The sequence below is a fragment of the Methanomicrobium sp. W14 genome, assembly GCF_017875315.1.
GTDB lineage: Archaea > Halobacteriota > Methanomicrobia > Methanomicrobiales > Methanomicrobiaceae > Methanomicrobium.
In genome coordinates this window covers 54,373-69,147 of the sequence record NZ_JAGGMM010000003.1, presented here as the reverse complement: position 1 = coordinate 69,147, position 14,775 = coordinate 54,373, and the positions used below count along the sequence as shown (strand labels likewise).

General features: G+C 34.1%; 5 protein-coding genes. All 5 read left to right on the top strand.

Going from position 1 to position 14,775, the window contains the following annotated elements; all coding sequences use genetic code 11:
• The first annotated feature begins 33 nt into the window (after positions 1-33).
• The 5 genes from J2128_RS09600 (at position 34) to J2128_RS09580 (ending at position 14,774) form a co-directional block, all read left to right on the top strand.
• Complete coding sequence (locus J2128_RS09600) at positions 34-3,774, top strand: DUF6079 family protein (protein WP_209691006.1); 3,741 nt, start codon at positions 34-36, stop codon at positions 3,772-3,774.
• Positions 3,775-3,778: 4 nt separating this feature from the next.
• On the top strand, positions 3,779-5,593 hold the full coding sequence (locus tag J2128_RS09595; RefSeq protein ID WP_209691004.1) for an RNA-binding domain-containing protein: 1,815 nt from the start codon (positions 3,779-3,781) through the stop codon (positions 5,591-5,593).
• 369 nt (positions 5,594-5,962) lie between these two features.
• The gene (locus tag J2128_RS09590) at positions 5,963-8,842 is read left to right on the top strand and encodes a DNA methyltransferase (RefSeq protein WP_209691002.1); all 2,880 of its coding nucleotides are present in this window, start codon (positions 5,963-5,965) and stop codon (positions 8,840-8,842) included.
• A gap of 2 nt (positions 8,843-8,844) precedes the next feature.
• Positions 8,845-12,726: a hypothetical protein gene (locus J2128_RS09585; protein WP_209691001.1), complete on the top strand. Its 3,882-nt coding sequence runs from the start codon at positions 8,845-8,847 to the stop codon at positions 12,724-12,726.
• A gap of 134 nt (positions 12,727-12,860) precedes the next feature.
• Entirely contained in the window at positions 12,861-14,774 is a 1,914-nt protein-coding gene (locus J2128_RS09580; RefSeq protein WP_209690999.1) for an ATP-binding protein, read from the top strand.
• Position 14,775 lies beyond the last annotated feature (1 nt).

Genomic DNA, 14,775 nt, shown 5'->3' with positions numbered 1-14,775 from the left:
AAGGTAAATTATATTATTTTGGGGAATATGGGAATGAAGTATAAGGATTTAATTAATTTTCAACCAATCGAGTCAGTAATAAAACTTGTTGATTCTGAAAAAAAATCTACCGCAATTCAGTTAGTCAGAGATTATGTTATCTCTGGTGAGATGTCTGAAAGATTAACATCTCTTGTTTTTCCACAGGTTCAGTTTGGTTCTCCCTGTGACAATAAAGGTATTTTTATTGTTGGAAATTATGGTACAGGTAAGTCTCACCTGATGTCTGTTATTTCATCAATAGCCGAGGATGAAACATTACTTGAAGAATTGTCAAACAAGGATATTTCAGAGTCCGCAAAAAGTATTGCAGGAAAATTCATTGCAATCAGAAGTGAAATAGGGGCATCTGAAATGTCACTTCGTGACATAATTACGGGCGAACTTGAAGAGAAATTAAGAAATTATGGTATAAATTATTCATTCCCCCCTGCAAATACAATTCCAAATCATATCAGTTCTTTTGAAGAGATGATGTCTCTTTTCCACCAGAAGTATCCTGATAAAGGTCTGCTGCTTGTTGTGGATGAATTGCTCGATTATCTGCGAACAAGAAAAGAACAGGCACTTATTCTGGATCTAAATTTTTTACGTGAGATAGGTGAAATAACAAAGTCACTCAGGTTCAGGTTTATTGCAGGACTGCAAGAGGCTATTTTTGATAATGATCGCTTCTCTTTTGTTGCGAACAGTCTTTTAAGAGTAAAAGATCGCTTTGAACAGGTCCATATTGCCAGAAATGATGTAAAATATGTTGTATCCAATCGTCTTTTAAAGAAAAATGCCGATCAGATGCAGAAAATCAGGGAATATCTCTCTCCTTTTGCTATGTATTATAGTGATATGAATGAAAGGATGGATGATTTTGTTAGCCTTTTTCCTGTTCACCCGGATTATATCAATACATTTGAACATGTGACTATTGTAGAAAAAAGAGAGGTATTAAAGACTCTGTCATTGAGTATGCGAAATATTCTTGAAGATTCTCTACCTGATGACAGGCCAGGTCTTATTGCATATGATTCTTACTGGAAAGTTCTTACGGATAATTCATCAATAAGAACAATTCCTGAAGTAAGAGAAGTTATTGACTGTAGTGATGTCCTTAAAACGAGGATTGAACAGGCATTTACTAAACCCCTATATAAGCCAATTGCCCTTCGGATTATAGCCGGACTTTCTGTCCACAGACTTACAACGGGTGATATTTATGCAAAAGTTGGGGCAACTCCCGAAGAGTTAAGGGACAGTCTTTGCCTTTATGATAGTAATATAGCACAACTTGGAGGAGATCCCGCCGATGATCTTTTATCACACGTTGAAACTGTTTTAAGAGAGATTCATAAGACCGTAAACGGTCAGTTTATCTCTTCAAATCCAGATAACCGGCAATTTTATCTGGATTTAAAAAAGACCGAAGATTATGATGCCATAATTGAAAAGAAAGCTGAGACTCTTGATGACAATATTCTTGACAGGTATTACGCTTCTGCATTAAGTCAGCTGATGGAATGTTCAACCCAGACTTATCGTACCGGTTTTAATATATGGGAATATGAGCTTGAATGGCATGAAAAACGTGCATCAAGAATGGGATATCTTTTCTTTGGTGTTCCAAATGAGCGTTCAACAACAGTTCCGGAACGTGATTTTTATCTTTATTTCATCCAACCTTATGATCCTCCTAAATTTAAGGATGAAAAGAAATCAGATGAGGTATTTTTCAGGCTGAAAAATCCTGATACTGAATTTCTGTTAGCTTTAAAAAAATACGCAGGTGCAGGTGAACTTGCAGGAACATCCTCAGGATCAGCTAAATCAACATATCATTCAAAAGCAGAAGAGAATCTGCGAAAACTAGTTAGCTGGCTTTCAAAAAATCTGTACTCAGCTTATGAAATAACATATCAGGGTGAAACAAAATCGCTGGTTGAATGGAAATCCAACAGGTCACTAAAGGATTTCTCCACAGGAGGTTCAGAGAAAATTGTCAATTTCCGCGACCTGATTAATACTGTAGCAGGAACATGTCTTGAACCGCATTTTTCAGATATAGCTCCTGACTACCCTGTCTTTTCAGTAATGGTCCGCAATGACAGTAGAAAACAGGCTGCAAAAGATGCCTTGCGGCTTATTGCAAACCAGTCCAGGACCAAGCAAGCTATTGCAGTTTCAGACGCACTTGAACTTCTTGATGGTGAAAGACTTGCTCCTGAAAGATCCCGATATGTACAATTTATTCTTAATCTGATGAGAGAGAAAGGAGCCGGACAGGTATTAAACCGCAATGAAATTCTAAATGATGATTTGGGTCTTGAGTATATGGACCCTGAAGGGGCAAGGCTTGAACCAGAATGGGTTGTTGTTCTGCTCTCTGCAATTGTCTATTCAGGTGACGGAGTTTTGGCAATTCCCGGCCAGAAATTTGATTCAACTTCGGTTGATAAGCTGGCCTCGGTTTCTGTTGAGGATCTCATCAACTTTAAACATATTGAACCTCCAAAAGAATGGAATCTGCCTGTATTAAAATCACTTTGTGAACTTTTCGACCTGCCTTCGGGAAAGGGACAGCTTTTATCACAGGGCAAAGATGATGTAGTTGCAGATATTCAGGTTAAAGCTTCTGAAAGGATAAAGGAGATACTTGAAATCAAGCAGAATACTTCAATGGGAATTACTCTATGGGGTGAAGATTTAATATCAAAAACAATCCTTGAAGAGAAGATTGCTGCTCTAGATGCGGCAAAGAATTTCTTTGAATCTGTACAAAACTACAAGACTCCAGGCTCTTTTAAGAATTTTAAGTACAGTGTCTCCGATATATCTGATATAAGCAGTAAATACAGAGTTGTTTCTGAATTAAAGAATTATATTGATTATATCAGTAAATTCGGGCAGATCTGCGGATGGTTAACTACAGCAAAAGAAATTCTGCCTTACGATAATACATGGATAGAAACTGCTGATTCCGTTAAATCACGGGTTATTAATGATATTCGCAGTATGAAACCGGAAGAGTTGAAAAGATATGCTTCGGAGTTATCATCTGAGCTTAATAAATTAAAGGAAAATTACATCAATATCTACATAAAGCTGCATTCAAGTGCCAGGCTTGGAATGAATGAGGATGGAAGAAAGAATGCACTGATAAATGACAGCAGATTAAAAACTGCAGATGCCCTTTCTGTTATATCTCTAATTCCAAAAAAGGAGATTAAGGATTTCAGGGATAAGCTTGGCAGTCTTAATACATGCTATGAGTTATTAAAAGAAGATCTGGATAAAAATCCGGTATGCCCTCACTGTGGTTTCAGGCCGTCTGTTGAAGCAAAATCTGAATTTGGAAATATCTCCTCAGGAATTATTCTGGATAGTCTTGATGAGGACTTAGATAATATCCTAGAACAGTGGACAGCAATTCTTCATACAAACCTTAAAGATCCAATGTCACTGAAGGCTGTAAAATTGTTAAATGCCGATGAAGCAGAAGCAGTTGAAGACTTTATTTCAACAGGCATTCTTCCAAATCACGTTGACAGTGAATTTACAGGGACAGTTGACAGAATTTTATCAGGTCTTAAGGGAATTAACATAACATCTAATGAAGTATTTAGTGCTCTTAAAAAATCAGGCGGCGCTGCAACTCCTGATGAGTTAAAGAAAGTCTTTAATGATTTTATTGATGACAAAATCAAGGGGCAGGACAGGTCAAAGGTCAGGTTTGTTCTGGAGTGAATTAATGGAGAGAGATAATATTATTGCACTGCTTGGCAAGCATGAATGGAATGATCTTGAATTCAAAAAAGGGCAAAGGGGAGTGCCGGCTGAGACATATAAAACAGTTTCAGCTTTTGCAAATACAAAAGGCGGATGGATAATATTTGGGATTAAGGACGAAAATGGCAGTCTTGAGCCTGTCGGAGTTTTGGATGTAGATTCTGTTCAGAATGATTTTTTAGGTGTGCTGAGATCCAGGACGAAATTCAATCATGTTATCACATGTGAAGAGGAGCTGTTTTCTTTTGAGGATAAGGATATTCTGGCATTTTTTATTCCGGAATCGCCACGCAATAAAAAACCTGTTTTTCTAAATGGGAACTGGAGTGAGTGTTATATCCGAAGTGGCGGCTGCAGTCAGAAATGCACTGAGGAAGAAGTTAAACGGTTTGTCCGTGATTCTTCAGATACTAAATATGACAATGAACCTCTTTTTGATATTGATTCTAATATTTTCTATGATGAGGGATCTGTTCAGTATTACAGAAATCTCTATAATTATAAAAATCCTGGCAGATCTGAAACTTTAAATGATGTGGATTTTCTTTCTGAATTTGGTTTTCTTGTTGAGAAGGATGGCAAACTTGCTCCCACACGTGCAGGTGTGTTGATTTTTGGTAAGGATAAGTATGTCCGCCTGATTCTTAATAACCGGATTGTTGTAGATTATCAGAGAATTGATCTTGATTTTGATGACTGGTCATCTGAAGTCCGATGGCATGACAGGGTTGCAATTGAAAGCAACCTTATTCAGGCATGGATAATTCTGGCTGAGAAATATCACAGGATGGCTGACAGGCCGTTTTCGGTAGATAAAATTTCTCTTCGCAGAAATGATGAACCGGCTGATTATATCTCATTTCGTGAAGCTACAATGAATCTTTTGATTCATCAGGATTATGGCGATCATGGAAGGAAGGCTTCGATTAAATTTTATAAGAACAGGACTGTTTTCTGGAATCCCGGTGATTCTTATACAGATGAGAAGGAACTTTTGGAAACGACTGAAAAGGAGGTTCGAAATCCATCTATTGTAAGTGCATTCAGGAGAATCGGGATGTCCGAGCAGGCCGGCAGCGGTGTGCCGTCAATTTTCAATAACTGGCGCGAACTTGGAAATGTTCCTCCTGTTATCAACAATTACAAGGATAAGAAGGCATTTGAGCTGATTCTTCTTAAGGACAAGCTTTTTTTTGATGACATAAAAACTTTCCAGAAGGAAACCGGATTTAACCTTTCAGACGATGAAGCACGTGTTTTTGTTCTGGCTGTGAAGAGAGGCAGTATATCACTTGTTGATGTAAGGGCAGTAACAGGAAAGAAATGGCGTGAATGTCAGGAGATTACTGAGAAGCTTGTTAAAGAAGATCTGATAGTTGCCGGTAATGACAACAGATTCCAGCTATCTTTGCGTATAATTAATTCAATAATTTATGAGAGAATCAAAAAAGGAATTGCAGAAGATATAAAAAATATTAGTCAGGATGATAATATTTTAAATGTGAAAGCAGGAGAGGAAGCCATAATAAAAAACAATGAAATTTTGACAGAAACCGAATATAAAGTACTTTTAGCCTGTCAGATTCCACGCTCTCTTAAAGAAATCCTTGAAATTGTAGATATTAAAAGCAGATCATATCTAAGGGAAAAGGTTATACTATCTTTAATTGAACAGGGTTTGATTAAAATGATGAATCCCCAAAAACCAAATTCCCCAAAGCAAAAGTATGCTGCAACAGAAAAAGGTATGGGATATATCGCTACCAAAAAGCAATAATCTGAATATAATCTATTTTTTTTGTTCGAATTTTAAGCATGACCACTACTTGACCACTACTTGACCACTACTTGACCACTACTTGATCTATATTTCTCTATTTCCTGTATCCTGCTTGTAAAGTGCTTAGATTTAATTTTACATGAAAGTTACTTCGTAACTTACATGAAACCGGTGCATGAAATATAATTTCACGGACGTTTTTATAACAAAAATTTTACATTATGGTAAAAAATCAGGATATATAGTCTTTTAATCTAACTAATTTTCTTAAAATAAAAATCTAAAAACTCTGTGAATATTTATTTTCGATAACAAAACCCAAACAATTTATCTTTGACAATGATAAGATCTAAATCAGGTAAGTTCATGGGAAAACAGACTACAATACACAATAATTCTGATACCAAAACCAGGGGGGATACAATAACCTGTCTCGGTCAGACTTTTTCATCCGAAAAAGAGAGGCGCGAATATTTTACTAAAATTTTAAGGGAAAAATTAAAGGATCCTGATTTTAGGGCAATTGAGGGATTTCCTCTTGCAGAAGATGAGGATATTTTAACACTCTCAGATCCGCCATATTATACTGCCTGCCCTAACCCATGGATAAATGATTTCATTTCTGAATGGGAGAGTGAAAAACCAAAGAAATCAGAGGAAGAACCATACCACCGTGAACCTTTTGCAGCAGATGTCTCCGAAGGCAAAAATGATCCAATTTATAATGCACATTCATATCACACCAAAGTTCCGCACAAAGCAATTATGCGGTACATTCTCCATTACACAGAACCGGGTGACATAGTCTTTGACGGATTCTGCGGAACGGGGATGACAGGTGTTGCAGCGCAAATGTGCGGTGATCGTTCTGTTGTCGAATCGCTTGGCTACCGTGTTGAATCCGATGGAACAATTCTTAAAAAGGAATATTCAAAAGAGGAAGATAAAGAGATATGGATTCCTTTTTCAAAGCTTGGAGCACGAAAAGCGGTTTTAAACGATTTATCTCCGGCTGCGACATTTATAGCTTACAACTACAACACGCCGGTTGATGTAAAAGAGTTTGAGAAGGAAGCCAACCGGATACTTGCAGAGGTTGAGGAGGAATGTGGATGGATGTACACAACTCTTCACAATCCTTCGGAAGATACGCTAAATACCTGGACCGATGCGGCAAAATCGGGTTCGGTTGAAAAAATAAAGAGTCTGATTTCAGGGAAAGATAGCTCAAAAGATTTCCAATCGGACAAAAATGAAATAGGAAGGATAAACTATACTGTCTGGTCCGATGTATTCGTCTGCCAGGAATGTGCAGAGGAGATAGTATTCTGGAAAGAGGCCGTTGACAAGGAAGAAGGAAAAGTCAGGGACGAATTCCCATGCCCCCACTGTTCATCTCTGCTCACAAAAAGAAATCTGGAACGGTCATGGATTACACGGTATGACGATGCCATTGGTGAGACCATCCGGCAGGCAAAACAGGTCCCTGTTCTGATCAATTACACAACCGGAAAAAAGAGACATGAAAAAGAACCTGATGAATTTGATTTGTCATTAATTGAGATGATTGATTCTTTTAAGATTCCTTTCTGGTTCCCAACAAATAAAATAATTGATGGTAAAGAAATTGGAAGATTAAATAATTTAGAAATGGCATATATTCATCAAATTCTTCCTTTTCGCTCAAATCTAATTCTCTCAAAATATTTATCTTTAGTGGAAAACCAAAGATTAAATTTAGTTGTCACCTCAACATTATTAAATCTTAGTTGGATGTATAGATGGAGAACAAATGCTAAAGGTGGTACAACTTCTGGAACATATTACATTTGCTCAACACCTCAAGAAAACAATGCAATTAAACAATTGAATTCAAAATTAATTGATTTGATCACTGCAATAAATACTGCAAGTAATATCCTGTCAGTACAAAGCTGTACAAATATTGTAATCCCAAAAGAAAGTACAGATTATATCTTTCTTGATCCTCCTTTTGGTTCAAATTTAATGTATTCTGAATTAAACTTCCTTTGGGAGTCATGGTTAAAAATTTTTACGAATAATAAACAGGAAGCCATAGAAAATTCTGTTCAGAAAAAAGGCAGAGAAGAATACCGGCAACTTATGACTCAATGCTTCAAAGAGGCATACAGAATTTTAAAACCCGGACACTGGATGACTGTTGAATTTTCCAATACAAGTTCTGTAGTATGGAACAGTATTCAAACAGCACTTTCTGATGCTGGATTTATTGTAGCAAATGTATCGGCACTTGATAAAAAACAGGGAAGTTTCAAGGCTGTTACAACAACAACAGCAGTTAAGCAGGATCTCGTAATTTCGGCATACAAACCAAACGGTGGTTTTGAGGAAAGATTTGTCGGGGAAGCACAGACCGATGAAGGTGTCTGGGACTTTGTGAAGACACACCTGAAGTATCTCCCAGTCATAAAAACGCAGGGCAAAGAGCTTGTAAATATACCTGAAAGAGATCCAAGAATTCTTTTCGATCAGATGGTTGCGTATTATGTAAGACGTGGATATCTTGTGCCTATTTCTACTCAGGAATTTCAGGAAGGGCTTCACCAGAGATTCCCTGAGCGTGACGGGATGTATTTCCTGTCAAAGCAGGTCTCTGAATATGATAAGAAGAAGCTTTCCGGTGCATCTGTTGCACAAACCACACTCTTTGTAACCGATGAGGCATCCGCAATTCAGTGGTTAAGACTTCATTTAAAAGAGAGGCCAAAGACATTTCAGGAGATCCATCCGGAATTTATACAGGAGACGCAGATGGGATGGAGTAAAAATGAGAAAGGACTTGAGTTGTCAGTTCTTCTCGAGCAGAATTTCCTGAAATTTGATGGTAAAGGAGATATTCCAAGATCGATTATCAGTTACTTAAGGGCTAACTGGAAGGATTTCAAGGGACTTCCAGATGATCACATTTCACTTAAAAAGAAGGCTGCAGACAGGTGGTATGTACCTGATCCAAACCGTGCGTCAGATCTTGAAAAGTTAAGGGAACGTGCACTTTTAAAGGAATTTGAAGATTATAAGAAGGATACTAAAAAACTTAAAATCTTCAGAATTGAGTCAGTCAGAGCCGGTTTTAAAAAGGCATGGCAGGAGAAGGAATATCAGACAATTATTGATATTGCAAAGAGGATTCCGACGAATGTTCTTGAAGAAGATCCAAAGCTTTTGATGTGGTACGATCAGGCTGTGACGAGGGTTGGGGAGTAAAGATGGTAGCAGAGATCATAAGTTCAATATTGATATCCCTTGGTCTCACGATTGCCAAAAAATCTGGAGATATAATCTTTCATAATCAAAACATGGAAGAATTATTTACTAATTCTGATTTTAAAGAAAAACTTGAAACTGAAATATTTTATGAAGCAATTCCTGAAACAGACACAGATAAATTAAGCCTTTTTTTTAGATCAGAACCTGTAAAAACAATAGTCGAAGAGATAGTCAATCCAAATGATCAACAATTAAATGATTTGGAAGAAGATTTTGAAAATATTTTATCCGGTTATAATTTTGAAGAAATTACTTTAGATCCTGAATTAGGGCACAAATTATTCATCAGTTTAATCAGAATTGCTAAATTTTGTTTCCAAGAGGAGATCAGGTTAAATAACAATCTACTTGCAAAAGATGCCTTAGATGAGATACGTCGAAAAGAGGACAAATGGATTAAAAACCCTAAATTTGTAAGTTATGACAAATATTTTCCAGTCTACGAAACAGATTTATTAAATTCCAGAGAGACATTTTCATCGAATAGAATAAAAAATTATATTGAGATAATTAATCAGTTTTTAGAGAATGAATCAAAAAATATATTCATATTCAATTCTCCCGGTGGTTATGGTAAATCTCATATTATGAAAGCCATTGCAACTACGATTGACAAGGAAGAATCAAAATACTCGGTTCGATTAATCAAACCTACTTTTCGGGATATGGAAGATGCTTTATTATCCGAATTAAAGGAAAATCAAAAATATACTTTATTATTTGATGACTCTGATCGTTATTTTGAGGAATTACCAGCCTTGTTTTCTTATGCTAAAAATAATCCTTCGACTATTAAATTGATCCTAACAGCAAGAACAGCCGGAATTTACCAAATTGATAAATTATTGATTGAAGGAAGATACGATGAAATTGTAGAGGAATGTACAATAAAAGAATGGGATAGTGATGAATTAAAGAATTTATTAAGAACTGTTATTGGAAAAGAACCCTACAAGCATGAAGATCAAATTGTTAGTCATTATAATAATCCATATCTCATAGTGACTATAGGAAAAATAATTAAACAAGAGCCCAACATCAAATTAGAAAATATTTGGCAAAAAATATCTTCTGAACTTGAGTATGATGTAATCAGAGTAATATCACCAGAAATTGGAGACTCTAAGTCTAGACTTTTTCTAGCTGATTTAGCATTATTAGCCCCATTAAGAGAAAATGAAAAATCAATATTACAGGAATTTGCAAATAAATATGATATATCAGAAGATGATATAAAACGTATAATTAATAATTTAATTGAAACGGGGATACTCCGTAAACCCGGGTATTCAATAAGATTTAATCCTGATATGAAAGGTGATCTTTATCTTGCTTATACAATTGATAAACTTCACAGTACGTGTGAGTTGAAATCCTGGATTGAATCCATTAAAGAAGTTAATAGAAATAAATCATTTATCAATTTGCAGGCCGTTTCTCATTATACTGAAAAAAATTACATTACAGAAATCTATAATGACTGGGTTGTTGGATTAATAGAAACTGCAAAAAATACTCCTGCATATGAAAGAATGCATGCCTTAGAAGAACTCAATAGATTCTGTTACTTAATTCCCGAAGAATCCCTCAATCTAATATATACATATATAAATACACCCCTTCCTGCTTTAGATCCACAACTACCGGAATATTTTATGAATTTCTCCCTCTCTATGGATAATTATGGGCCAATAATTGAAAAGTTAATAGATCTTGATTTGCCACTCGAAGATATTTATAATCTAATTAAAAAGGTAAATTCAGATGTTCCTGATGGGCGTTATAATAATTATAAAATTGAATCATTGATTGGAGAAATGGTATCACCATTAAAAAAATCATTTGATATTATTCAGAGCTCACTAATATTTCTAAATGATAAATTGGATGAAAACGATCAATTCTCTATAGATGCACTTGGTGCAGCAATATCAAAAAGTTTGGAAATCCAACATCATAAAACATATATGTCATCTGGAATGACTTTTACAAATGAGAGAATTCAATTATCAAATACACCTTCTGTAATAAAAACACGTGGACTTGCAATTTCAATTATTGAAAAAATGATTATAAGCGATTCCTTAATAATCAAAAGAAAAGGAATTGGCCTCTGTTATAATATCAATCAACCTTTTTATAAATCTGATTTCTCATTGATGAGCGAAATAGCAAAAGAAGTAGAAAAAATCCTAACTGTAATCGCTGAAATTTTAACTAATGAAACTAATTATAGCATATTAAGTGATATTGAGAAATTACTTTTTGAATGGTGGTGGAGAGAGATAAAGGGTTCAGAGCAATCTGAAAATTTACTTATAAAATTCCCAAGAACTGATGAATATATCTTCCATAGATATCTGTTTCATTCTGGTATTGAACTCCTAAAATTTGATCCAAATGAAGTTCCAATCGAAAAAGAGAAAAGAAATGAATGGTATTTTCAGAAATTACACTCCAATTTTAATCCAAAGAACAATAAATATCCAGAATTAATCGTTGAATCTTACTTAAATTCTAAATATCACGATTTAGATACACTTGTCACTTTCCTAAAAGAAATTCAAGCATATTCATTAGAATATGAAATCAATGCATACAATCTTGAAAATCTCCTATCAATATGGATTGTAAAGAATCCAGATTTGTTTTTTCATTTGCATGAAAAAAGTGAAGATTGGAATCTGCTTTTACCTCAAATAAAAGAGATAATTAATCTTCAATTATGCAAAAAGGATCCTATTCTTTTAGAAAATATTGCAGATGATATTTTTTCTGAAATTGACTCTGAAAAAACAGATATTGATAAAATTATATCTTTTATTAGAGCAATATCGTTTAATTCGCTGGACGGTCAAAAAGTTGATCTATGGCTAGAGAAGTTTATAGAAATAGACAATCTAAAAGTAAATGAATCAATTATTACTTGCATTTGGTATTTGTCAAAGAATTGTGGAAATTTCAATATCTTAAAAAAACATTTGATAAATATATTAAATAATCAAAAAGAGATAAACAGTAACTTTTTAGATCATTTATATATCCCTGTAATTTATAATCTCAAACAAAATTGTGGAATTGTTCCCGAAGAATCTGAAAATGAATTAAAAAATGAGATCTTAAAAACATTAGTAAAGATTCCAGATTTCTCTATATTTCACAATAATTATCATATTAAAGAAATACTTGACTATACACTATCTGATGTAAATGAAATTGTCAAATTCATCCATTATCGAGCTGAGGAAAAAAAAGAAAATGAAGATTATTATATTCTATTGACATATGAGATCCCATTTTTTATTAATCTTAAAAGCTATGAAGAATTTCGATTACTTATCAAAGAGACATTCAAATTATTTTATGAAGGTAAAATACTTAAATCTGAAATCATTAGTCAAATCAAATTAGCTCGTCATTTCAAAAATTCAAATACAGATAAATTATATTTAGAAGATTGCATTGAAGAATTACTAAAAAAGAATAAGGCAAACGAAATACTAATCTTTTTTAGTGCTCTTCCACTTAATAGGACTACAAAGGAAACAATAATTAAAATATTAGAGAAAACCATACCTTCAGAAAATGAAGACAAAGCAAAGAGAATTTTTTATTACAATATAAATTCAGGAGGAGTTAGTTTTGGAAAAAACGGCATCTCTGAAGAATTAAAAAACAGAAGAGATTTTTTGAATGAATTAAAAGAATCTGCAGATCCAGGACCCGTTAGAACTTTTCTTTCTGAGGTTATAAAAGAAGTATCTCAGGAAATTGAGTATAATAAAAAAGAATATATTGATATGGATCTTGGAAGAATCTAATAATTAAATATTAGTTTTAAGATTAAATGCTTTAATTTTATTTAATAAACGAGAAATATCTAACTATGAGAATATGATATAAGAACAACTTAATGCCTGTTTTGATAAAGACTAATAAATATACGGGGGAATAAATGACAGAATATATCCAGAAACCTCTTTTTGAAGAAAATTATCTTGTAAGAACTTTAGGTCAGTTAGTTAAAAGACCAGATCTGGCCTTGACTGAACTTGTTGCAAATGCTTGGGATGCAGGTGCCTCTAAAGTGATGATTACTATTCCAAAAAATGAAGGAGAACTTTTGGTAGTTGAAGATGATGGAACCGGTCTTACTCCAGAAGAATTTAGAAAAAGATGGATGACTCTGGGTTACAACAGGATTGCACATCAGGGAAAAGAAGTAATCTTTCCTCCGGGCAGAGAAGAAAAACGCAAAGCCTATGGTAAAAATGGAATAGGACGACATGGGATGCTTTGTTTTAATGATGAATATACAGTAATTACATGCTCAAAAGGGACTAAGACAATATTTACTATCACAACTTCAAATGAAGAACATCCCTTTATAATTAAAAATGAAAAAAAAGAAGTTTCAGATAAACATGGTACAAGGTTAGAAGTTTCCGTAATCCAAAATTTACCAAAAACTAATTTTATTATTGATACCATTTCTGCTCGTTTTTTGCACGATCCAAAATTCACAATAACAATAAATGGAAACACCGCTACACTTGAAAAACATCCTGGAATAATTAAATCAGTAAAATTAGAGATAAATAAGGATATATCTCTTGAAATTTTTCTTCTGGAATCAGGAATTGCACATAGCAAGATTTTATATCAGGGAATAGCTTTTTGGCAGGATAACCGTCTTGTAGGCGATCCATCGTGGATATTAGGTAAAAATCAGGTTATTGATGGCAGGACTAAATTTGCAAAAAAATATTCTGTCATTATCAAAACCAATGATTTAAGTGAATATGTTAAGGAAGACTGGTCTGGGTTTATAAAAAACAGCGAGATGGATCATATATATGAAAAAGTTGCTGAACAAATACACAATTGGTTTTTTGAAATATCTTCAGAATACGTCTCAGATACACGGGATAAAGTATATGATGAATATAGTGATAAAATCTCAAACTTATCTCGTCAGGGAAAATATGAGGTAGATGAATTTATTAATCATATTGCAGCTGATACATACACTATTCCATTAAATACCCAATCTAAAATATTTGGAGCTTTTATAAACCTCGAAAGTTCAAGAAGCGGAAAAGAACTTTTACAAAAATTATCTGTTATGGCAGAAGAAGACATTGATGATTTAAACAGATTGCTAGAACAATGGACTGTTAAGGATGCTCTCTCTGTACTTGATGAAATTGATAGGAGAATTTCTGTAATTGAAGCTATAGATAAACTATCCGGGGATAAAGATGTTGATGAGCTTCATGTTTTACATCCTCTTATAACTGAGGCCAGATGGATTTTTGGCCCTGAATTTGATTCTCCAGAATATACTTCAAATAAGAGTATTAAGACAGCAGTGAAAACAATCTTTAAAACAGATACTAAAGATTTAAAAATTCCTAATTTACAAAAAAGGCCTGATTTGGTCCTTCTTTCAGATTCGACATTTTCAATAACAGGAACTCAAATTTTAAATGATAAAACAAATCTATACGAAACAAACAGATTATTAATTATTGAACTTAAAAAGGGCAAATCAAGACTAAAAAGAAAGGAAAGGAGCCAAGCTTTGGATTATGCAGAGGATTTTATTGGACTTAAAAGTCTTATCGGAAATCCATTTATTAAAATATTCTTAGTAGGTCATATTATTGATGAAGAACTCACTACATCATCACAAGATCTAAATAGAGATAATGTAATGAGAGGTACATTAACAATCACTACCTATTCTCAATTAATAGATACTGCAACAAAGAGGCTTTTTAGACTGCGTGAGCATCTTGAAGAACGATATGAGGACATTTCCGGACAGGAATTAGCCGCAAAAATAGGCCAGCAGAGATTTAATTAAC